Below are 22,657 nucleotides of genomic sequence, written 5' to 3' on the forward strand. Positions count from 1 at the left end.
CGCCGACCCTCTACGGCGCCCCGTCCGCCCCGTCCGCCCCGTCCGCCCCGTCCGCCCCGTCCGCCATGACGACGCAGGCGCTCAGGTGCCAGGTCCGCTCCTCGTCGGAGGACAGCTCCAGGTCCACCACCCGCCCGGATTGCCCGCCGTCCAGCGGCACCCTGAGCCAGGTGAACTCCCGGCCGTCGAGCTGCTCGCTGCGCGCCCTCGCGTCCCCGTCCACCCGGACGATCAGCGGCCTGTTGAACGTGTTGGGGTCGCCGGTGAGCAGATGTGCCGTGGCGCGTCCCGCGGGCACCCTCAACCGCAGTACGGCGGGCGCGGCTGCCCGTACGTAGTCGCGGCGGACGACGTCGAACAGCCCGGTGTCCGTGGCCTCGGGCGTGGTGTCGACCCAGCCGAAGTCCGCGCCCTCGTGCCAGCCGCTGTCGGGCGCGAGGCGGCTGTAGTCCTTGAGTACGGGTGCGTCGGAGGGACCCGCGTCCAGTGCGTGCACACAGCGGGCGGCGGGCGGGACGACGACGGTCCTGGCCTCGCTGCGCAGCGAGGAGTCGAGGACCTGTACGGACCCCGACCTCGGGCGGGCGTGCAGGGTGGCGAGCGCCGGGGCCGACGGGGGCACGACCGTCATCTTCACCGTCCGGTCGCCCCGTGAGTCCACGTAGCAGTTCGCCGGCTCGGAGCTCCAGCCGTCGGGTACGTCCAGCGTGATGTCCGTGCGCAGCCCTGAGCCGGTCGCGTTGACCACCTGTACGGGCAGTTCGTTGCGCTCTCCGCCCAACAGTGCCGTGTCGGCCGGGGCGACGACGGCCTGGAGCCAGCTGCGGTGCGCGTCGAGGATCCGGCTCAGCTCGAACCAGTACGCGACGAGGGTGTCACGCCAACGGACGGCCTGGACCGACTGTTCGTCCAGCCGGCGGTGGACGTCCGAGAGCCGGCGGTGGTCGATGCGCCGGCGCAGCCCGTCCCAGGTCCCGCGCATCTCGGCGACCCGTGCCGCACCCGAGAAGTGGGTGTCGTAGATGTGCTGGATCACCGTCTTCCCGCTGTCCAGCCGGTGCGTGTACGGCACATGGTGCAGGAAGAGGAGCAGTTCCTCCGGGCAGTTCTCCAACGACTCGTAGGCGTCGCGGACGGCCGGCGCGTACAGGTCCGTGTAGCCGTCGCCGGTCGCTGAGGTGCGGTCGTAGCCGATGCCCTCGCGGTCCGACCTGTGGAACTGGGTGGTCGTGGTCGGGCTGGGGTCGAAGTGGCCGGTCACCGAGCCGTCCGGCGGATGTGTGAGGTATCCGGTGCCCAGCGGCGAGGTGTAGTCCTCGTAGGTGTGCCAGGAGCCGAGCAGCAGGCCGGAGACGGTACGCACGACGTGCGGGTCGTTCCCGAAGGTCATCCGGGTCCACTCGGCCGCGAGTTCGGCCGCTGACAGGTCCGGGTTCCACGCCAGCCGCCCGTAGCCGTGGGTGTTGGCGGCGGCGAGGTGGGAGCCGGTCCAGTTCCTGGCGTCGCCGAAGTTCATCACGCCCGCGAACCCGAAGTGCGTGTAGGAGTGCACCCGGCCGGTCACGACGCGGGCCACGGTGCTGCCCGGCCCTTCCTTGAGCGTGTCGAAGTCGAGTACCTCCTTCCACTGGGGCACCTGATAGCACAGGTGCGTGGAGTGCCCGGTGTACTCCTGCGTCACCTGCAACTCGACCATCGAGTTGGTCCTCGGCAGGGCGCCGAAGAGCGGGTGGGCGGGTTCGCGGACCTGGAAGTCGATCGGGCCGTTCTTGATCTGAAGCACGGCGTTGTCCGCGAACTTCCCGTCCAGCGGGGTGAAGTCGAGGTAGCCCTGCCGGTCCCACTTCTCGTCGGTGTCGTGCACGAACGCCCGCCACATCACGATGCCGCCGTACGGGCGCAGCGCGTCCGCGAGGAGGTTGGCACCGTCGGCGTGGGTGCGTCCGTAGTCCAGCGGGCCGGGTCGGCCCTCGGAGTTGGCCTTCACCAGGAAGCCGCCGAAGTCCTCGATGCTGTCGTGGATCTCCTCGGCCTTCTCCGCCCACCATCGGCGCACCCCCGGGTCGAAGGGGTCGGCGGTGTCGAGTCCGTCCAGGTCGATCGGCGCGGCGAAGTTCGCCGTGACGTACAGGGCCACGCCGTAGCGACGCAGCACGCCTGCCAGCGCGGCCAGCTTGGTGAGGAACGGTTCGGCCAGGTAGGTCGCGGGTGTGTTGACGTTGTTGATCACCGCGCCGTTGATGCCGAGGGAGGCGAGGGCGCGCGCGTAGTCCGTGTAGCGCTCGTCGAGTTCGGGCAGCTTGTCCCAGTCGAAGAAGGAGCGGCCCGCGTAGCCCCGTTCGATCGAACCGTCGATGTTGTCCCACTGGTCGGCCACGCGCAGTGGGGCGGCCGGCCGTTCGGCGAGGTCGATGTGTTCCAGCGGCTGTCCGGTCTGCACGAGCCGCAGGAGGTGGAAGGCCCCGTAGAGGACACCCCGGTCGGCGTGGGCCGCCACCACGACACGGGATCGGCCGCCCTCGGTGACCCTGCGGATGACGTAGCCCTCGTCGCCCAACTCGGCCAGGTCGGCCGCGGGGACGAGCGCGCGGACGAGGGCGGAACTCGTCGGCGTGCCCACCACGAGCGCCGCGCCCGACGGGGCGTGGGTGCGGGGTGTCACCTTCGTGCCGAGCAGCGCGGTCAGGCCCCGGACCAGCTCGTCCGCTGCCGAACGTTGCAGCGGGCCGCCGCCCTCCCTGACGAGGGAACCCAGCGCCTTCCGGTACCGCCCGAGCTGACCGGGGTCCCGCACCTTCCGGTAGCGAAGCCACAGCTCATAGCCGTCCTCGGCGGGCAGTGCTCCTCCCGAGGAGGCATCGGCGCCGACCGCCGATGCCGGTGTGGCCGCCAGGGCGAGCGAGCCTGCGGCGCTTCCGAGAGCGGCCGCCGTGAGGACGCTGCGGCGGCGTATTCCTGAGCTCATGTGTCTCACTTCCGTCGGTGGACGAACAGTGCATGTGCGGGGTGAGGCCGAGTGCCGTCGTAACGGTCACACGGGCTACGACGACTGTCTACATAGGCAACCAGAAAAGAACATCCAAGCTTTGCGGTGCGATCAAAAGGCAACAGGAGGCTGCCACCCGGTCGGCCGCTTTTGATCGTCACGGGGCGGGGTAGCGGAGGGGCATGGCCATTGACGACACACCCGCTGCCGCGAGCGGATACACCCGGCCCGACATCGACGTCCGGGCGCTGACCGAGGTGCTCGACGGCGAGTACGCCGAGATCCGCGACCTCGTCCGGACGAACCTCGTGACGCATGCGTCCGTACTCGATGAGGCCGAGGAGCTCGGCTTTGACGCGTTTCGCGAGCGGGTCCGTGAACTCGTGGTCGAGATGGCCGCGACGGGCCAGACCGGCATGGGCTTCCCGAGCCGTTACGGCGGGGGCGGTGACATCGGAGCCTCCATCGCCGCGTTCGAGACGCTCGCCTTCGGTGACCTGTCCGTACTGGTGAAGGTCGGTGTGCAGTTCGGACTCTTCGGCGGCGCGATCCTGCATCTGGGCACCGAACGCCACCATGACGCCTATCTGCCTGATCTGATCACCGGGCAGCTCATGGGCTGCTTCGCGATGACCGAGACCGGGCACGGCTCCAACGTCCAGGCGCTCGGCACCCGCGCGGTGTACGACGCCGACCGCCAGGAGTTCGTCATCACCACGGATGGCGACCAGGCCCGCAAGGACTACATCGGCAACGCCGCCCGCCACGCCGAGCTGGCCGTCGTCTTCGCCCAGCTGGAAGTGGGCGGGAAGTCCGAAGGGGTGCACGCCTTCGTCGTGCCGGTCAGGGCCGGCGGTGAAGTGGCTCCCGGTGTCCGGATCGAGGACGACGGCCGCAAGATGGGCCTCAACGGCGTGGACAACGGCCGCATCCGGTTCGACGGCGTCCGGGTGCCACGCGAGGCGCTTCTCAACCGGTTCGCCGACGTCACCGCCGAAGGCGTCTACGAGAGCCCGATCGAGAACCCCGACCGCCGCTTCTTCACCATGCTCGGCACCCTGGTGCAGGGCCGGGTCAGCGTCGGCGGCGCCGGGGTCGGCGCCGCCAAGGTCGCCCTCGTGATCGCCACGAAGTACGCCGTGCGACGCCGGCAGTTCGCAGCGTCCCCGGACGCGGGGGAGCAGTTGCTCCTCGACTACGGTCTGCACCAGCGCCGACTGCTGCCGCTCATCGCGCGTACGTACGCACTGCACTTCGCGCAGGACGTCGTGCGTACGCAGCTGCACGAGGTCTTCTCCGGCACCGAGGACGACCCGCAGGGGCGGCGCCGGCTGGAGTCACGGGCCGCCGGCACCAAGGCGCTCGGCACCTGGCACGCCACCCGGGTCGTCCAGGAGTGCCGCGAGGCGTGCGGCGGCGCCGGCTATCTCTCCGTCAACCGGTTCGCCGCGCTCAAGGGCGACAGCGACATCTTCACCACCTTCGAGGGCGACAACCACGTCCTGCTGCAGCTCGTGGCCAAGGGCCTGCTCACCCACCACGCCAGCGAGTTCGAGGACCTGGACCAGCTCGGCATGGTCCGCTACGTCACCAACCTGGCCGTCGAGACGGTCATCGAGAAGACATCGGCCCACAAGCTGCTGGAGCGGGTACGTGACCTGCTGCCCGGCGGTGACGCGTGGGACCAGGAAGCCGGTCTGCTCGACTCGGAGTACCAACTCGCCATGTTCCGCTACCGCGAGGAGCACATGCTCGCGGGCGTGGCCCGCCGGCTCAAGCGCGGGATCGACCAGAAGCGCGATGCGGGCGCCGTCTTCTCGCAGGTGCAGGACCACGTCATCGCGGTCGCCCACGCACATGTCGAGCGGCTGGTGCTCGAGGCGTTCGTCGACGCGGTGCGCGCGCTGCCCGAGAGCGGCAACAAGGTCGCGCTCGGCCTGCTGTGCGACCTGTTCGCCCTCTCGACGATCGAGGCCGACCGTGCCTGGTTCATGGAGCACGGCCGGCTGTCCGTCCAGCGCTCCAAGGCGATCAGCCGAGAGGTCAACGACCTGTGCCGCAAGGTGCGTCCACTCGCGGTCGATCTGGTCGACGCCTGGGGTGTCCCGCCCGAGATGCTGCGTTCACCGGATCTGCTGGGCTGATGCGACCGTGCCTGACGGCCGCCCGGCGCGCGAGGGCGAGCAGCCCTACGCAGGCCGTCAGCAGGCCGGCGAGCGTGAGCGCCACACCGGCCACGTTGCCGATGGCCAGGGGGAGTTGGGCGCCGGCGCCGGAGCCGAGGTTCAGCAGGAAGCCGTAGGCGGCGATCGCGGTGGTGCGGGCGGTTCCGGCAGTCGCGCCGATCGCCTGGACGACGGCGGGGCCCGCGGTCGAGACGGCCAGGACGAAGACGAACAGGGCGGCCCCGAGTGCCACGGTGCCGCCCCCGGCCGGCGCCGCGCCGACCAGCCCGGCCCCGGCGAGGCCGAGCGCCGCGGCGGCCCGCCGCAGCGCGGGAACACGGCCGAGCAGGGGAGCGGCGAGAACGGCGAGCACCATCGCGGGCAGCGCACTCGCCCGCAGCCCCAGCATCGCGCCGGGGTCGCCGACCAGATCGGCCGGTCCGTACAGCTGCACGACGGTGTAGATCGCGGTGATGCTGCCGAGCAGGGGCAGGGAGATGACCAGGAGCGGCAGCAGCCGCGCCGAGAGCAGGACGCGCGCACCACCGCCCGGGACCGCGCCGCCCTGTCCGTGGATCCTCACCGTGCCGGGCAGCAGGACCCGCCGGATCGCCAGGGCCCCCAGGGCGAGCAGCGGCGCCGACAGGAGGAAGACCGCCCGCCAGCCGAGCGCGGAGCCCAGCACCTGGCCCTCGATCTGGCTGAGCACCGCGCTGGCGCCCCCGGCCGCATTGACGGTGGTCAGCGCCAGCGGTAGTCGCCGCTCCGGCACCCGCTCCGAGAGATAGGCGTACGACATCGGCATGAACGACCCGGCCGTGAGGCCCTGGAGGGCCCGTGCCGCCGATGCCCAGGTGAGGCCGGTGGCGAGCGGCACGAGCGCGGTCGCCACGGCCATGGCGGCGACGGAACCCGCCAGGACGGTGCGGCGGCCGTAGCGGTCGGAGAGCGGGCCGCCCGCCAGGGAGCCGCACGCGTAGGCGACGGCGAAGACCGTCGTCGCCCAGGACGCCGACGCCTGTGACACGCCCCAGGCGCTGCTGAGCCGCGGCATGAGCGGAATGGTGATGAACGCCTGGCCGACGACGAGGACCGCGACGACGGACACCACGGCCACGGTGATGCCGAACCGGTCCTGTGCGGGTGCCGCCTCATCGCCCGAAGGCCCGGGGGCGGCCACGTGTTTCTCCTGAGTCATGGTGCTCCACCTCTCGACATGCAACTGACCTGCGTCCGAGCGCACTTGACGGGAGCGGATGCGACGGGGCCGCCGCGCTAAGCTCCCTCCTCATACGAACACCACAGGTATCTGAGCGTCAAGTCTCTGACTGTTCAGATAATGACTGAGGAGAGACCATGTCCGACGCAGTGGACGCCATCCGTGACCTCTGGCGCGCCGAGCGCCCCGACCTCGACACCTGGCCTGCGGGCATCGTGGGCAGGGTGCAGCGGCTGAGCCGCACCCTGGAGCGGGAGTTGCGGCAGTTCGACACCCGACACGGCCTGGAGTCGGGCGAGTTCGACGTCCTGACCACGTTGCGCAGGTCGGGTCCGCCCTACCGGATGACCGCCGGCGCCTTCCTGAAGGCCTCGATGATCACCTCGGGTGCGGTCACCCGGCGTATCGACCGCATGGAGGCCAGAGGTCTGGTGGAGCGGGTGCGCCCGCAGGGCGGCGACCGGCGTTCGGTGCAGATCCAGCTCACGGAGAAGGGGAAGCGGGAGGCGGACACGCTCTTCCCGCAGCATCTGGAGAACGAGATCCGGATGCTCTCGGCCCTCAGCCGGGAGGAGTCCGACGAGCTCGCCCGCCTGCTGCGCAAGCTCCTGGAGTCGCACGGTGACACGTCGCTGACGTGACCCGTCAGTGCCGCGCGGGGATCCGCGCCCGCGCACGGGCGAGCAGGCCGGCCGGGTCCGGGTTCGCCTGGAGGGGCTTGAGTACCAGCAGCCACCACTGGTCGAGCTGTTCCCTCCAGTCCCGCCCGCCCGGCAGGTCGTCGGTCAGGGTGCAGAGCCCGAAGAACGCGCACACGAGTGTCACGGCCGCGGCCGAAGGCTTCACGCCTGCCGCGAGTTCGCCCCGCGTACGCGCCTGGGCGAGGAGCCGGGTGACGGCCAGGTTCCAGGTGTCGAACGGCGTGGGCACGACCGCCTCGATGCCCCGGCGCTCCGCCCACAGCCGTGCGCCCGCGCGTGCCACGACGTCCTCGCTGAGGGAACGTGCGACACGGAAGCTCAGGGCCACCAGCTTCTCCAGCGGGGGGATTCCGGGCGCGGTGTAGGAGGTGGCGAGCTGCGGCCAGGTGGCGAACTGCTCCCGGGCCACGGCCAGTGCCAGCTTCTCCTTGCTCGAGTAATGGAAATAGATCGCCCCACTGGTCTTTCCCGAGTGATCACTTATGTCATTGACACTCGTTCCCGCATAACCTCGTTCGACAAATAGATGTGCTGCTGATTCCAGCAAAGCCTTGCGAGTTGCGCGGGCCCTGTCCTGCACTTCAGTTCCACCTTCGCTCAAACGTGCTATCGCTGCGGCGTGGGGATCCGGTCCCTCCCGACGGAAGGTGCGGTCGCATCGCGCGAAGATCCTATTATTCGTCAGCCGTGCACATGCGGCGGATGTTTCACGCAATCTGACGCCCGCCGGGGAATGAACGTTTCGCCTGAGTCCGGCGGTTGCGGCCCGTGCGGCGTCCCTGTGTACCGGAAGTGCTGCCCCACCAGGTGTGTTGTCCGCGTGCCGGGCTTCTCGGCTCTCCTCTCCGTCCCGTGTGCCGGTTCCCGCTGTCCGTGGCCGGAGAATTTTCATGCACTCGAATTGGTGATTGCGGAAATCGGAGAGTCCGAAATAACGTAACCGCCACGATGTTTTCGGCACGTGCCGAAAACAACGATCTATGTCCGCCGCGACGTGCTGACGTACTGACGTGCTCAGCAATGTGCGCGCGGTCGCCCGCAGCGGTGCGAAATCTTCCGATTCCTCACCGCTGCGCACCACGTCGCCTGCATCCCGGCATCCCTCTGCATCTGTGCATCGAACGGGCCGGGCGCAGCCTCCGAGAACGGCAGTTACATGACAGTTCGAAACATCCTGGAGTGGTCCCCATCAGCCATCGTCTTCGACTGCGACGGGACCTTGATGGACACGGAACGGCACTGGCAGGAGGCCCGGAACGCCACATTCCGGGTGTTCGGCCTCAAGCCGCCGGCCGGATTCGCCGACCGTGCCAAGGGCGTGCATTACACCGAGTGCGGTGCGCTCATGGCCGAGGAGACCGGGAAACCGGACCTCGCGGACGACCTGGCGGACACCCTCCTCACCACCTTCACCGCGCTGGTCGACGCGGACCCCGTCACCATGCCGGGCGCCGCCGCGCTGGTCCGGTTGGCCGCCCGCCATCTCCCTCTCGCGGTGGCGAGCAACTGCCCCCGTGAGATGGTCGAATCGTGCCTCGACCGGGCCGGTCTCCTGGGCTCCTTCGGCCATGTCGTGGTCGCGGGCGAGGACGTACGGCCGAAGCCGGAGCCCGATGTCTACAGCGTGGCCGCGCGGCTGTGCGGGGTGCCACCCGAGGAGGCCCTGGCCGTGGAGGACTCGCTCACGGGCATCGAGTCCGCCCGCCGGGCGGGCCTGCGTGCCCTCGGCGTCGGTCCCTGCCCGCCCGGCCCTGAGGCGGAGCGGGCCGACCTCTGGGTCGCGAGCCTCGCCGACCGTGAGCTGGTGGCGTGGGCCCGCAGCCGGATCGGCGCGTAGAGGGGGCCCGCAGTCACGGGGCACGGGGTGCGCTGCGGTCACCGGGAGCGCCGCGGTCACCGGGCGCCGGGGGCGTTGCGGCTACCGGTGGCCGGGAGCCTCGCGGTCAGCCGGTGGCCGGATCCAGATGCGGGCCCAGGGCGTGCACGGTGCCGGCGGCCGAGGCGAAGAACAGGGCGATCCCCACCGCTCCGGGGTCGGGAATGCCCGTGGCGCGTTCACCCAGATAGCTCGCACGGCCCATGCGCGCCGAGAGGGATGCGGTGTCCCGCACCCCCCGCCATGCGTCGTCCGCCGCCGTGGCCAGAGCGGTCGCGGGCGGCGCACCCTCCGCCGCCCGCAGCGCGGCGGAGGCCGGGGTCAGGGCGTCGACCAGCGTCTTGTCCCCGGGCGAGGCGTCACCCACCCGGCGGATGGCGGCCAGGCCCTGTGCGGTGCCGTCGGCCAGTGCGGCCGTCGTCAGACCCGGCCCGGAGTCCGGTGCGGCCCTGCTCAGCGCCTGGAACAGCAGACCGAACAGGGGGCCGCTGGTCCCACCGATCTCGTCGAGGAAGGCGGTGGCCATGGTGCCCAGGGTCTCCGCCGGCCCGGCGGCGCGGTTCGTGCGGTCGAGCAGGAGTCCGGCGGCCCGGACACCGGCCGCGAGATTGGTCCCGAAGTCACCGTCCCCCGCACGCTGGTCGAGCGCGGTCAGCTCGGCCTCGGTGGCGTACACCGACTCGGTGAACCGAAGTATCCAGCCACGGGTCTGCGTCCCGTCGAACGAGGCAGTCGTCATGGGCCCGTCCTCCTGCTCCTGTCGCGGGCCGCCGGGGCCACGGCGGCCCGGCTGCCGCTCACCATCGCAACGCCGGGGTGCGGACCGGCGCATCGTAGAAGCGCAGGGTGTCGGGGTCGGCGACCATGAGGGTCAGGGAGAAACCCCGCATGTCGAGTGCCGTGACGTAGTCACCGACGAGGTGCCGGACGAGCCGCACCCGCCGGGAGTCGAGGACCCGCGCCAGCTCACCGAAGATGCCGTACAGCTCGAGCGAGGTCACCGAGCCGAGACCGTTGACCAGGGCCACGACCGGGTCGTCGGGCCCCGGGCGCAGCGCGTCGAGCAGAGCGCCCGCCATGTCCTCCACCAGCGCGCCCGTGTGCTTCTGGCTCCTGGTGCGGTCGGCGCGCTCGCCGTGGATCCCGACGCCGTACTCCAGCTCTCCCGACGGCAGATCGAACGCCCGCTCGCCGGTGGCCGGTGCGTGATGCGCGGCGGAGGCCGCGGCGAGCGTCCGGCACCGGCCTGCCAGGGCGGTGCCGAGCTCCACCAGCGCGTCGAGTCCCATTCCCGTGTCAGCGGCGCCGCCCAGCACCTTCTCCACCAGCATCGTGGCACCCGTGCCACGGCGCCCGGAGGCGACCTCCTCGGAGTCGGATGCCAGGTCGTCGTCGATGAGGACCCGCGCGCAGGTGATTCCCGCGTCGGCGAGCCGCTCGGCCGCGATCCCGAAATTGATCCGGTCGCCCGTGTAGTTCTTGACGATGTGCAGCACGCCCTGCGGTCCCGCCACCGCGCGGGAGGCCCGGAAGATCTGCCGGTTGTGCGGGGAGGCGAACACCCTCCCTGGGCAGGCGGCGTCGAGCATGCCCGCGCCGACGTATCCGGCGTGCAGGGGCTCGTGCCCCGAGCCGCCGCCCGAGAGCAGACCCACCCGCCGGGTCGGTGCGGGGTGCCTGGCGGTGAGGAATCCGTCGGTGGGGTCGTACGCCACGAGGTCCGCGTGTGCGCGGGCGAAACCGGACAGCGCGTCGGGGACGAGTTCACCGGTGCCGCTCTCGAAGTACCTGGCCATACGCCGAACCCCTTCCGTCCACGACCCTGGGACCGGACGAGTCGGCCTCCGGACGAGACCTCCATGGTGGGGGTGACCATGCGCGTTCGGCAACTCGCGGAGGGTGTCGACGGGCGGGATGGTGGCCGCGGGCCTGGACAAGGGCGCCCGGACAAGGAGGTAAGACGTGTGGGGTCTAGACCTCTGTGATGCTCGCCCCTACTCTGACGAACGCCGCCTGATCGGGCTTCTTGCTTTGGCATGTTCCTGCCCGCGCGCTGCCCGGACGAGCGGAAACCGGCGTCGACAGAGAGGTGGCCATGGGAAACGGACGACGGCGCGGGATCATCGGAGTGTTCTGTACGGTCGCGGCGGTCGCGGCGGCACTGCTCCAGGCTCCCGCCGCGGGGGCCCGGGAGCCGGGCGTGGCCACGGCCGACGAGGCGGCCCCGGCGGTGCTGCCCGCTCTGCGGGAGTGGAAGGCGGAGCCCGGAGAGTTCCGGCTCGCCGCGGGTGCGCGGATCGTGCTCGATCACGCCGACGCCCGGACCACCGCGGACGCCCGCAGATTCGCCGGTGAGCTGGGAGAGGTCACCGGACGGAGCCCCGCGGTGGTGACGGCCCCGGACGGCGGGCCGGGCGACATCGTGCTGCGTCAAAAGGCCGGCGGTGACCAGGATCTGGGGAGCGAGGGTTACCGACTGGAGTCCGGCGACCGGCTGACCGTCACCGGTGCCACCTCCACCGGCGTCTACCACGGCACCCGCACGGTGCTCCAACTCCTGCGCGAGGACGGCGTCGCGCCCGCCGGCACGACCGTGGACGTCCCCGAGTACCGGGAGCGCGGAGTCGGCGTCTGCGCTTGTTACATCCACATCTCGCTGGACTGGTTCGAGCGGCTGATGCGCGACATGGCGTACCAGAAGCTCAACCAGCTCTGGATCGAGGCGAAGGTGAAGAGCGATGTCGACCCGGAATCGGCGTTCTGGGGGTACTACACCAAGGACGAGGTACGCCGACTGGTCGCGATGGCCGAGCGCTACCACATCGAGCTGATCCCGGAGATCAACTCACCCGGCCACATGGACACTTACCTGGAGAACCACCCCGAACTCCAGCTCAAGGACAAGGACGGCACGGCGTCACCGCCCCGGCTCGACATCACCCGCCCCGAGGCGTTCACGTACTACACCTCACTCGTCGACGAGGCGCTCGACGTCTGGGGAACCCGGTCCTGGCACATGGGCGCCGACGAATACATGATCGGCTCCGCCTACCCCGACTTCCCGCAGCTCCAGGCGTACGCCACCGAGGAGTTCGGCCCCGACGCGACGCCGGACGACGTGTTCACCGACTTCGTGAACCGGGTGGGCGGCCACGTCCGCGAGAGCGGCCACACGCTGCGCGTCTGGAACGACGGGCTCCTGGGGCGCAACGCGGTCGTCCCGCTGGACGCCGACATCGCCGTGGAGCACTGGCTGGGCGGCGAAGACCCGCAGAAGCCGTCCTCGCTCATCGCCGAGGGCCGCCCGGTGATGAACTCCGCCTACTCGCTGTATCTGGTGCGCGGCGGATTCACCATGGACACAAGGAAGTTGTACGTATCCGGCTGGACGCCGCTCAGCTTCGAGGACGAGACGCTCACCTCACGGCCCGCGAACCTCACCGGCGCGAAGATCAGCATGTGGCCCGACAGCGGTGCCGCGGAGACGGAGAACGAGGTCGAGGCCAAGGCGTTCATGCCCCTGCGGTTCATCGCGCAGGCCACCTGGGGCGGACCGACGCCGCGTGCCACGTACGACGGGTTCGAGGAGTTGGCGCGGGGGATCGGGCATGCGCCGGGGTGGGCGGACCACGTCCGTACGTCCCTGCCCGACGGTACGTACGCACTGGTCGGCCCAGGCCGGAAGCGGCTCGGGCCGGATGCCGATGAGGCGGGTGCGACGGTGGGCTTCGCGTCCGGCGGTGCGGCGGCCTGGAAGGTCACCGCAACCGCTGACGGCTATCGGACGCTGCGGTCGGCGGAGACCGGCCTCTGCCTGGACGTCGACCGGGGCAAGCGCTACCTGGGCGCGCCGCTGGAGCCCGGAGCCGAGCTCACCCAGGAGACATGCGCGGCGGACAAGCGCACCCAGCGCTGGCAACTGGATCCGTCGGCCGCCGGACTGACGCTCACGAACGCCATCTCGCAGCTCCATGTGACGGCACGCCAGACGGACGGAACGGCTGTCCAGACGGCGCCCGATGTCACCCCGCCCGCCCGCGTGCGGGTGCTCCCGCAGCGCTGAGCGAGCGAGCGGCGGCCCCGGTCGCGCTCAGGAGGAGCGCACGCAGAAGGGATGTCCGGCAGGGCTGGCGTACACCCGCGAGCCCTGCCGGGCGGCGGAGCCGACGTCGTCGGTCGGCCGCAGCCGGCGACCTCCGGCCGCGGTCACCCGTGCGTCCGCGCTCGCCGCGTCGTCGGTGAAGAGGTCGAAGTGCATCTGCTGGGAAGAGCCGTCGGGCCACTGCGGCGGCACATGACCGGGGGAGTGCTGGACCACGATCACGGGCAGACCGTCGGTCTGCACGAAGTGGTGGGTCGCCGTCCTCGTGAGGGAGCCGCCGAGCAGCCCGTGCCAGAAGGCGCCCTCGCTCTCCAGGTCTGCGGCCTCCACGACCAGTGAAGCCAAGCTGAAGTTCATGATGTCTCCGTACGTTGTCGGACGGCCCGACAAGAGCCGGGAGCCGGGAGGCCCGAGAGGCCCGGGTGCGGTCAGACCGCGGGGATGATGCCGCCGTCGACCCGGAACTGGGCCCCGGTGAGCCATTTGGCGCGGCGGGAGGCGAGGAAGGTGATCATCTCCGCGACGTCCTCGGGTTCGCCGGGGCGTCCCATCGGCACCTTGAGGTGGTCCACGAGCTGCTGTTCGACGGTGTCGATGCCCACGCCCCGGCTGCTCGCCATCTGCTGGAGATGGTCGGTCGCCCCCTCGGTCACCACGAAGCCCGGCAGCACGCACACCACGCGTACGCCGCGCCCACCCACCGCCGTCGCCAGCTCGCGGCTGTAGGCGTTGAGCGCCGCCTTCGACGCGGCGTACGACGCCTCGGCGGGCTGGGGGAGACGGCTGGCGATGGAGGAGACGTGTACCACGACGCCGGAGCCGCGTTCGGTCATCCCGGGAACCAGGGCCCGGTCGAGCCGGACCGCGCTGAGCAGGTTCATCTCCAGATCCGCGAGCCAGGACGCGTCGGACCGCTCCAGGGTCGGTGTGGGCGGGGTCGCCGCTCCGGCGTTGTTGACCAGGACGTCGACGCCTCCGACGCTGTCCGTCACGCGCCGTCCGAGCGCCGCGGCTCCCTCGTCGGACCGCAGGTCGGCGGGGATGAAGAGCGCGGGCAGGTCCTCCGGGGGCGGGGTCCGTGAGGCCGTCAGCACGGTGGCGCCGGCCGCGGCGAAGCGACGCGCCGTCGCCTGCCCCAGCCCCCGGCTGCCTCCGGTCACCAGTACGCGCAGGCCGCTGAGCCCGTCGTCCTCGTTCATCGTCATGGTCGTACTCCTCGGTTAAAGTGAACCTGACTCCGGAAACCGTACATCTAAACGGAGTCCGATTCACCTTATGGAGGACCGTTGCCGTCATCACGTCCGCTGCGCGCCGACGCCCGCCGCAATCGCGAAGCGCTCCTGACCGCGGCGCGGGAGGCCTTCCTCGCCGACGAGGACGCCCATGTGGAGGAGATCGCCCATCGGGCAGGCGTGTCCGTCGGCACGCTGTACCGCCACTTCGAAACGCGCGAGGCGCTCATCGCGGAGGTGTACCGCCAGGAGGTCGCCGAGCTCTGCGCGGCACCCGCCGGGCTCCTGGCGCGGCAGGCCCCGGACGACGCCCTGCGCGCCTTTCTGCTGCTGCTCGTGGAGCACGCGGCGGTGGGCAGGGGCATGGGTGAGGTGCTGGAGAGCATCATGGCGACCGATTCGCCGATCTTCGAGGACGCGCGGCTGGAGATGGCCGGCGCCCTGGACGAGCTGCTCGCTGCGGGTGTCGCGGCCGGACTCGTCCGCGAGGACGTCAGCGGGCGTGTGGTCCTACGCGCCCTCGGCGGCATCTGCGGCTTGCGCGCCGAGGGCTGGAAGGACGACGCGATCCGCATCGCAACGATCCTCCACGACGGTCTGCGCCACGGGGCGGCGGGCGCCACGGGCCAGGACGCGGCTCGCGTGTAGCGAGCGTGCGCGCCGGGCGGTCTACTGCTCCGCCGCGGTGCCGTCCAGGGCTGCTTTCCCCCGCGGGCCCGTCGCGGCCTCGTGGGCCGTGCGGCGGCGCAGGGCGTCCTCGTCGGTCCTGGCGTCGTAGGTCAGAAGCCTGGGCAGGGCCGCGGCGAGGGCGCCCACCGTGGCCACGCAGGCCAGGCCGCCGGTCCAGATCGCCGGGCGGGCGCCCGTCCAGCCGGCCATCGCGCCTGCGCGCACCTGGCCGAGCTGGGGGCCGATGCTGTACGAGAGGACCTCGATGCCGGCGAGCCGGCCGCGCAGTTCGTCGGGGATGGTCTGGTTCCAGAGGGTCGAGCGGCCCAGCCCGCTCAGCATGTCCCCCGCGCCGGCCAGGGCCAGGCACACCAGCACCAGCCAGACGTTGGACGTCCAGCCGGCCGCGGCGATGGCCAGTCCCCAGCCGGCCGCGCCGAACACGACCAGCAGCCCGTGCCGTTGTGTCCTGGACACCCAGCCGCTGGTCAGGCTCACCAGCGCTGAGCCGACCGAACCCGCGGTGTACATCAGGCCCAGGGCCCAGTCTGCGTCCAGCTCGTCCGCGAGGAAGGGGAAAATGGTGTTGGGGAAGGCGAAGAACATCGCCGCCAGGTCCACCGCGTAGGTGCCCAGCAGCACCGGCCGCGACCAGGCGTAGCGCGCGCCCTCGGCGATGCCGCGCAGCGACGGCTTCCCGGCGTTCTCGGCGGGCGGCACGGAGGCCAGCCGAAGGCACATCGTCACCGACACCGCGAAACAGGCCACCGTGGTGCCGTACGCGGGCACATTGCCGGCGTACGCCACCACCAGGCCCGCCAGGGCAGGTCCGGCGATGGCGCCCGCCTGCCAGCGGATCGCGTTGAGCGCGGCCGCCGCCGCGAGCTGGTCGTGCGGGACGATCCGGGCCAGCAGCGAGTCCATCGCGGGCCGTTGGAGACCGGCGAGCGCCGCAACGCCCGCGGCCACCACGTAGAGCGGCCACAGCATCGGCTCCGGCAGCATCGCGTTCACCAGCAGGACGACCGCGAGCAGCCCGAGCCCGGCCTCGGTGAGCAGGATGACCTTGCGCCGGTCGACCGCGTCCGCGAGCGCTCCGCCGTACAGCCCGAAGACCACCAGCGGCACCAGCTCGACGGCGCCCATCGCGCCGACCGCGAGCGGTGACCCGGTCAGTTCCTTGATCTGGAGCGGCAGGGCGACCAGCGCCATGAAGCTGCCGAAGTTCGTGATCAGCCCCTGGCCCCACAGGAGCCGGAAGTCACGGGAGGAGCGCCAGGGGGAGAGGTCGGGCAGCACCGCGGACAGTCCGGACCTCATGACCGGCCACCCGTGGCAGGCGCGGTGGCCCGCGGAGGCCGGTCGTACGGATGCATGGCGGAGCTCCAGGGTTCGGGTGCCTGAGGTGCCGGTTCACCCACCCGGGCACAGCCGTGTCGCCGCGGAGTGTTCTGGACGCACCAACCGAAATTCAGGTAAGGCTTGCCTTTCCTGAAGGCAGTCTAGGAGGGCGTGCGGAGGTGTCGCAATCGATGGGTTGGGACACCTCGTGTAGCGATCAGGACACGGGTGCGATCAGGACAAGGCGCGATCGGGACGAGGCGGGTGCGAGGCGTTGTCAGTAGACGTCCCGGACGTAGCGCTTGTCCGCGGCCAGCCGCCTGACGAAGGCGGTGGCCTCGTCGCCCTCCATGCCGCCGTGGGCGACGGCGATGTCCTTGAGCGCCTGGTCCACGTCCTTGGCCATGCGTGCGGCGTCGCCGCAGACGTAGAAGTGGGCGCCGTCCTGGAGCCACTGCCACAGGCGCGGGCCGTGTTCCCGCATCCGGTCCTGGACGTAGACCTTGTTGCGCTGGTCGCGGGAGAAGGCGAGGTCGAGGCGGTCGAGGTGACCTGATGCCAGGTGGGCCTCCAGCTCCTCGCGGTGGTAGAAGTCGGTGGCCCGGCGCTGTTCGCCGAAGAAGAGCCAGTTGGGGGCGGTGTGGCCGCGGGCCAGACGGTCCTCGAGGAAGCCGACGAAGGGCGCCACACCGGTTCCGGGACCGACCATGATCATGGGGGTGGCGGGGTCCGCGGGCGGGCGGAAATGCGGTGAGCGCTGGACGAAGACCTGGACGGGGCCGTCGTCGGCGCAGTCGGCGAGGTAGGTGGAGCACACGCCCCCGCGCTCGCGGCCGAGGCCGTTGGCGTAGCGGACGACGGAGACCGTGAGGCGGACCTCGCCGGGGTGGGCGAGCGGGCTGGAGGAGATGGAGTACAGGCGCGGCTGGAGACGCTTCAGGATCCCCGTCCACTCCGTGGCCGAAGCGCGGACGGGGAATTCGGCGACGACGTCGGCGGCCTGCCGGCCCCAGCTCCACTTCGCCAGCGCGTCCTTGTTGTCCGGCCGCAGGAGGCGCTTCAGATCATGGCTTCCGGTGCGGTCCGCCGTGAACCTGAGCAGGTCGGTGGTGATGCGGGCGATGTCCAGGCGGGTGCGCAGCGCCTCTTCGAGGGAGAGCGGCGCGCCGTCGCCGAGGTCGACGGGCTCGTCGGGGCCGAGCCCGGTGAGGGCGAGCCACTCGGCGACGAGCGGTGCCCCGTTGGCCGGCCATACGCCGAGGGCGTCCCCCGCGTCGTAGGCGAGTTCGCCGTCACGTGTGTCGAAGGCGAACTGCCGTATCTCCTTCTGGGAGCCGGGCAGGCTCAGGAGCTTGTTGCCGACGAGCAGGGTGGCGAACGGCGATGCCTTCGTGTGGCCCGCCGGTGCGGGAGCCGAGGGTGACGCCGTGGCGGCCGCCGGGGCCGCGCCGGGCTCGGGAAGGGGCGTATCGGCCGGGCCCGCCGGCACGGTCCGCCGCTCCTCGGCAGCCGTCAACGCGGCGACGACCTGGCCGAGCCAGCGGTCGGCGTCCTCGTCGAAGTCCGGCTCGCAGTCGAGACGGGGGACCAGCCTCGTCGCCCCGAGGGCCTCGAAGCGCTCGTCGAGCCGGCGGCCGTGGCCGCAGAAGTCGTCGTAGCTGGAGTCACCGAAGGCGATGACCGCGTACCGGATTCCGTCCAGCCGTCCGGCGACCGGGGCGGACAGTTGCTCCCAGAAACCGACGCCGTTGTCGGGGGCGTCACCGTCACCGAAGGTGCTGGTCACCAGGAGCACATCGGTGTCCGCGCCGAGCTGCGCCGGGGACGCCTCGGCCATCGGCAGCAGTTCGGGCGTACGGCCCGTCCCGGTGAGGCGGTCGACCGCCCCGGTGGCGAACTCCTCCGCGTTACCGGTCTGGGAGGCCCACAGCACGACCAGACGGCGGGTCGGTACGGCGCTGTCGCTGCCCGGGGCGCCGGGCAGCGCGGGCGACGCGGTGGCAGCGACGCCGCCGGGCGGTGCGGAGCGGGAGTACAGACCGGCGAGTACGCCGTCGACCCACAGGGCGTGACCCGGGCCGAGCGGGGCGCCCGGCGGCAGGACGGGCACACGCCCGTCGTCGGGTGGCGACAGGGCGAGACCGGAGAGATAGCCGGACAGATAGCGGCGCTCGTGCTCGGCCAGGGGTGCGGGGGCGAGGCCGTCGGTGCCGAACAGCGCGGCGAGCGCGTGGACGTCCACCGCCGCTGCAGCCGGGGCGGGCACGGGGTCGGGGGTCACGGGTGCGGTCTCCGGCTGGGTGTGCGGGTGCGCGGCCGGCACGGGGGCGGCTGTCCTGGAGACAGCGACGGCGCAGGCCTTGAACTCGGGCTGGAAGGAGAGCGGGTCGACGGCGTCGCTGGTGACGGCGTTGACGCTGAGGTACTCGCCGAACAGGTCGTTCCAGTGGAAGGGCGCGAAACAGTTGCCGGGAAGGACACGGTCGGTGACCACGGCGGGCAGCACGGCGCGCCCTCGGCGCGAGGCGACTTCCAGATGGTCGCCCTCCACGACCCCGAGGGCGTCGGCGTCCTCGGGATGGACCTCCACGAACGGCCCGGCGTCCAGCTTGTTGAGCTTGGCGACCTTGCCCGTCTTGGTCATCGTGTGCCACTGGTGCTGGAGCCGGCCTGTGTTGAGGACGAACGGGTAGTCGTCGTCGGGGAGTTCAGCCGCCGGCAGGTGCGGACGGGCGAAGAAGCGCGCGCGTCCGCTCGCGGTCGGGAAGGCCAGCCGGGGACGGGTCCCGTCCTCGCGCTCCAGGAGGGTCTGGCTCACCCCGTCGTTGAGGTAGCGCACCGGATTGCGGTCAGGGCCGTCGGCGGCCGGTGCCGGCCACTGGACCGGTGCGGTGCGCAGCCTCTCGTAGGTGACGCCGCGCAGATCCCAGCCCGTCGTGGGGTTCCAGGCCCGCTTGAGCTCCTCGAACACCTCCTCGGCGTCGCTGTAGGTGAACGCGTCGGCGAAGCCCATCTCACAGGCGACCCGGGCGATCAGCTGCCAGTCGGGCAGCGCCTGCTCCGGAGGGTCGACGACGCCCTGTACGAGGGTGAGGTTCCGCTCGGAGTTGATCATGATGCCGTCGGATTCGGCCCAGAGCGTCGCGGGCAGGACGGCATCGGCGTAGGCGTTGGTCTCCGTCTCGGCGAAAACGTCTTGTGTGACGACGAGTTCGGCGGCTTCGAGACCGGCGATGACGGTCCTGCGGTTGGCGACCGAGGCGACGGGGTTGGTGCAGATGATCCAGCACGCCTTGATGTCACCGGCGGCCATCCGCTCGAACATCTCGACCGTGCCCCGCCCCACCTCGGTACGCAGGCTGCCCTCGGGGATGTTCCACAGGTCCTCGACGAAGGTGCGCTCGGCGTCGACCAGGACCGAGCGCTGACCGGGCAGCCCGGGGCCCATGTAACCCATCTCCCGGCCCCCCATGGCGTTGGGCTGGCCGGTCAGGGAGAAGGGCCCGGAGCCGGGGCGGCAGAGGGCGCCGGTGGCGAGGTGCAGATTGACCAGGGCGTTGGTGTTCCAGGTGCCGTGGGTGGACTGGTTCAGGCCCATGGTCCAGCAGCTCATCCACTCGCCTGCCTCGCCGATCCACCGCGCGGCCCGGCGGATGTCGCTCTCGGGGATGCCGGTGATCTCCGCCGTCCTGCCGGGCGGGTAGTCGGCGAGGAAGGCGGGCATCTCCCCCCAGCCCTCGGTGAATTCGGCGATGAACGCCTCGTCCGTGTGGCCGTTCGCGACCAGCAGGTGCAGCAGGCCGTTGAGCAGGGCGAGGTCCGTGCCCGGATTGATCTGGAGGAAGAGATCGGCCTTGTCGGCGGTGGCGTTGCGGCGTGGGTCGACGACGATCAGCCTGGCCCCGGCCGACTTGATCCGGTCCACCATGCGCAGGAAGAGGATCGGGTGGCAGTCGGCCATGTTGGCGCCGATCACGAAGAACGCGTCCGCGTGGTCGAAGTCCTGGTAGGAGCCGGGCGGGCCGTCGGCGCCCAGCGACAGCTTGTAGCCGGTACCTGCGGAGGCCATGCACAGCCGGGAGTTCGACTCGATCTGGTTCGTCCGGACGAAGCCCTTGGCCAGCTTGTTCGCCAGATACTGCGCCTCCAGGGACATCTGCCCGGAGACATAGAAGGACAGGGCGTCCGGCCCGTGCTCGTCCAGGATCGCCCGCAGCCCGCCGGCCACCGACGTGATCGCCTCGTCCACGTGCGTCTCGGCGGGCTGGGCGCCCCGCTCGGTGCGCAGCAGCGCCCTGGCCGCGCGTCCGGGCGCCGCCATCATGTCCGCGCTCGTCGCGCCCTTGGTGCACAGGCGGCCGGAGTTGGAGGGGTGGGCCTTGTCCCCGGACGCCTTCACCGCGCGGCGCCTGCCGTCGGCGGGGTCCCGCGTGATGTCCAGAACGATCCCGCAGCCGACCCCGCAGTACGAACAGACCGTACGGACACTGTCCTTCTTCGAGCCAGCCGGCACCGAACCTCCACTTCCCGCCTCGCGTACCCCGTGAGCGGGCCCGTGCGGTCACCGCAGACCCGGGTCCCTCACCAGCACCGTAGAAAGACCGGGTTTCCGCGCCGTCACGCCGGGGGAGCGTCCGGGATTACACCTCACGCACACGCCAGGGCGTCCCGGTGTGAGATGCCTGGCCGCGCCGTGTGAGCGGCACCTGCCGTGACCTCGGGGAACCGGGGGAGAGAATGTATGTACGAGGTGTGTTCCGTGCCTCGCCGTGCCTGCCTCCAGGGAGATGATCACACGTGGGAAGTGACTGCCCGGCCCCGTCTCCTCCCGGGCCGCAGACAGCCGACCGTCTCCCTCCGGGGCAGAGCAGGGTGGCCGGCTGGCCGGTCTCCCACTACGGGCCGGTCCCGCGCTTCCGGCCCGAGCGGTGGGACCTGAAGGTCTTCGGTGCCACGGCGGGGGATTCCACCCACAGCTGGACCTGGGACGAGGTCACCGCGCTCCCGCGGACCACCGTCGTCGCGGACCTGCACTGTGCGCAGGGGATCACATCGACCGGCCACGAGTGGTTCGGCGTCCCCGCCGCCACCCTCCTGCGTCTGGTGCCACCGGCCCCCGGGGTCACGCATGTGATGGCCTGGGCCGAGTACGGCTACAGCGCCAATCTGCGGGTCGCCGACTTCGCCGCCGCCACGACCCTCCTGGCCACGCACCGCGGCGGTGAGCCCCTCACCGTCGAACACGGCTTCCCGCTGCGCCTGGTCGTACCCCACCTGTACGGCTACAAGAGCCCCAAATGGCTTCGGGGGATCGAGTATCTGACCGCGGACCGGCCGGGCTTCTGGGAGGAGCGCGGCTACCACAACATCGGGGACGTCTGGACAGGGAAGCGCTACAGCTACCAGGACGACGGCGAGACCCAGGGGCTCTCCCGGCCGTGACGGGCGAGCCCCTGGGCGCGACGGGAGAGATCCGTCTCACAAAATGGCGCGGACGTTTGACATTAGATGAGCTTATGGTCAATAAAGGTGATGCTTTGGCCACTTATTCACACCTTGTTGATCAGGGACTGTGAGGGGCTGCCCGCCTAGACGAATGAGTACTGCTGTGTCCCACTCCGCCCCCGTCGACCCCGCCGATCCCGTCGATCCCGCGGAGGAATGGGACGCCTGGCGTGCCGAGCGCCATCGCTCGCTCACGTCACCGACCGGGAACCTCGCCCTGGTCGAAACCCGCTGGGCTCCGCCCGGCGAGATCCCGGACGCGGTGGACGCCCACGCGGACCTGCCGGACACCGTGACCGTCACGACACTCAGGCGCACCGAGCGGGTCACCGGTGAGACCGAGTACGGTCTGCGCTTCTGGGACGCCGACGCGCCCGCCATCCGTCACTTCGACCGGGTCGACGCCTTCCCCCACGACCCCGACTGGGTCCTGGAAGCGACGTACACCCCCGTCCCCGGCGCCCGGAGCATCGCCTTCGAGCACATCCGGGACAACGGCGGCAGCCGCGACCTGGTCGTTCCCGGCGACATCACCCTCACCGTCGACGGCCGGGCCTACACGCTCAGCGCCTTCGACGACGACGGCACCCTGCTGCTCGTCTTCGGCGACCCGACCAACGGCGGGACCACCTACGGGGCCGGCCGCTTCCTCTTCGTGCGGCGCACGGACGACGAGAACCGGGTGGTCCTCGACTTCAACCGGGCCTTCGTGCCGCCCTGCGGATTCTCCGATCAGTACAACTGTCCGATGCCGCCGCGACAGAACCGCTTCCACCTGCCCGTCGAGGCCGGCGAGAAGCTCCCCCTCTTCCGCGACGGCTTCGACGCCCAGCACTGATCACCCCCGCAGCTCCCCGGACC

At 71.1% G+C, this 22,657-nt stretch carries 16 protein-coding genes; 7 read left to right on the plus strand and 9 right to left on the minus strand.

The genetic code is table 11. The features are described from left to right. Positions 1 to 10 precede the first annotated feature (10 nt). Positions 11 to 2,965 (minus strand): alpha-glucuronidase family glycosyl hydrolase, encoded by a 2,955-nt coding sequence (locus tag OG623_RS31735; RefSeq protein WP_406151034.1) that lies wholly within the window; start codon positions 2,963 to 2,965, stop codon positions 11 to 13. A gap of 203 nt (positions 2,966 to 3,168) precedes the next feature. Between OG623_RS31735 and OG623_RS31740 the strand changes: the two genes are divergently transcribed. After that, positions 3,169 to 5,130, plus strand: a complete 1,962-nt coding sequence (locus OG623_RS31740) for an acyl-CoA dehydrogenase family protein (protein ID WP_406151035.1) — start codon at positions 3,169 to 3,171, stop codon at positions 5,128 to 5,130. Here OG623_RS31740 and OG623_RS31745 read toward each other — a convergent pair. Next, on the minus strand, positions 5,030 to 6,349 hold the full coding sequence (locus tag OG623_RS31745; RefSeq protein ID WP_406151036.1) for an MFS transporter: 1,320 nt from the start codon (positions 6,347 to 6,349) through the stop codon (positions 5,030 to 5,032). The two genes, OG623_RS31740 and OG623_RS31745, sit on opposite strands and share 101 nt — an antisense overlap. A 158-nt stretch (positions 6,350 to 6,507) precedes the next feature. Here OG623_RS31745 and OG623_RS31750 point away from each other — a divergent pair, with 158 nt between their 5' ends. Then, the gene (locus OG623_RS31750) at positions 6,508 to 7,011 is read left to right on the plus strand and encodes a MarR family winged helix-turn-helix transcriptional regulator (RefSeq protein ID WP_406151037.1); all 504 of its coding nucleotides are present in this window, start codon (positions 6,508 to 6,510) and stop codon (positions 7,009 to 7,011) included. A 4-nt stretch (positions 7,012 to 7,015) separates the two neighbouring features. Here the strand turns inward: OG623_RS31750 and OG623_RS31755 are convergent, their stop codons facing one another. Beyond that, positions 7,016 to 7,651 (minus strand): ScbR family autoregulator-binding transcription factor, encoded by a 636-nt coding sequence (locus OG623_RS31755; RefSeq protein WP_406151038.1) that lies wholly within the window; start codon positions 7,649 to 7,651, stop codon positions 7,016 to 7,018. Between the two features lie 576 nt (positions 7,652 to 8,227). Here OG623_RS31755 and OG623_RS31760 point away from each other — a divergent pair. Next, complete coding sequence (locus OG623_RS31760) at positions 8,228 to 8,908, plus strand: HAD family hydrolase (protein ID WP_406151039.1); 681 nt, start codon at positions 8,228 to 8,230, stop codon at positions 8,906 to 8,908. 106 nt (positions 8,909 to 9,014) lie between these two features. On the opposite strand, the gene dhaL is transcribed toward OG623_RS31760, so the two are convergent. Next, a complete protein-coding gene (dhaL, locus tag OG623_RS31765) occupies positions 9,015 to 9,686 on the minus strand; it encodes a dihydroxyacetone kinase subunit DhaL (RefSeq protein ID WP_406151040.1) in 672 nt (223 codons plus the stop codon). A gap of 58 nt (positions 9,687 to 9,744) precedes the next feature. After that, complete coding sequence (locus OG623_RS31770; RefSeq protein WP_406151041.1) at positions 9,745 to 10,743, minus strand: dihydroxyacetone kinase subunit DhaK; 999 nt, start codon at positions 10,741 to 10,743, stop codon at positions 9,745 to 9,747. Positions 10,744 to 11,042: 299 nt separating this feature from the next. Here OG623_RS31770 and OG623_RS31775 point away from each other — a divergent pair, with 299 nt between their 5' ends. Beyond that, a complete protein-coding gene (locus tag OG623_RS31775; protein WP_406151042.1) occupies positions 11,043 to 13,010 on the plus strand; it encodes a family 20 glycosylhydrolase in 1,968 nt (655 codons plus the stop codon). A 27-nt stretch (positions 13,011 to 13,037) separates the two neighbouring features. On the opposite strand, the gene OG623_RS31780 is transcribed toward OG623_RS31775, so the two are convergent. Together OG623_RS31780 and OG623_RS31785 are read right to left on the minus strand one after the other, a co-directional pair. Next, positions 13,038 to 13,406 (minus strand): VOC family protein, encoded by a 369-nt coding sequence (locus tag OG623_RS31780; RefSeq protein ID WP_406151043.1) that lies wholly within the window; start codon positions 13,404 to 13,406, stop codon positions 13,038 to 13,040. 71 nt (positions 13,407 to 13,477) lie between these two features. Continuing rightward, the gene (locus OG623_RS31785) at positions 13,478 to 14,254 is read right to left on the minus strand and encodes an oxidoreductase (RefSeq protein ID WP_406151044.1); all 777 of its coding nucleotides are present in this window, start codon (positions 14,252 to 14,254) and stop codon (positions 13,478 to 13,480) included. An 81-nt stretch (positions 14,255 to 14,335) separates the two neighbouring features. Here OG623_RS31785 and OG623_RS31790 point away from each other — a divergent pair, with 81 nt between their 5' ends. Then, positions 14,336 to 14,929, plus strand: a complete 594-nt coding sequence (locus OG623_RS31790; RefSeq protein ID WP_406151045.1) for a TetR/AcrR family transcriptional regulator — start codon at positions 14,336 to 14,338, stop codon at positions 14,927 to 14,929. 21 nt (positions 14,930 to 14,950) lie between these two features. Here OG623_RS31790 and OG623_RS31795 read toward each other — a convergent pair whose 3' ends face one another. Next, the gene (locus tag OG623_RS31795) at positions 14,951 to 16,270 is read right to left on the minus strand and encodes an MFS transporter (RefSeq protein WP_406151046.1); all 1,320 of its coding nucleotides are present in this window, start codon (positions 16,268 to 16,270) and stop codon (positions 14,951 to 14,953) included. Between the two features lie 298 nt (positions 16,271 to 16,568). Then, positions 16,569 to 20,804 carry a molybdopterin-dependent oxidoreductase gene (locus OG623_RS31800; RefSeq protein WP_406151047.1) on the minus strand — a complete coding sequence of 1,412 codons (4,236 nt, stop codon included), beginning with the start codon at positions 20,802 to 20,804 and terminating at the stop codon, positions 16,569 to 16,571. Positions 20,805 to 21,163: 359 nt separating this feature from the next. On the opposite strand from OG623_RS31800, the gene OG623_RS31805 reads away from it, so the two are divergent. Beyond that, on the plus strand, positions 21,164 to 21,733 hold the full coding sequence (locus OG623_RS31805) for a molybdopterin-dependent oxidoreductase (protein WP_406151048.1): 570 nt from the start codon (positions 21,164 to 21,166) through the stop codon (positions 21,731 to 21,733). Positions 21,734 to 21,887: 154 nt separating this feature from the next. Next, the gene (locus OG623_RS31810; protein ID WP_406151049.1) at positions 21,888 to 22,634 is read left to right on the plus strand and encodes a DUF1684 domain-containing protein; all 747 of its coding nucleotides are present in this window, start codon (positions 21,888 to 21,890) and stop codon (positions 22,632 to 22,634) included. The last annotated feature ends 23 nt before the right edge of the window (positions 22,635 to 22,657 follow it).

This window comes from Streptomyces sp. NBC_01012, from assembly GCF_045162755.1.
Classification (GTDB): domain Bacteria; phylum Actinomycetota; class Actinomycetes; order Streptomycetales; family Streptomycetaceae; genus Streptomyces.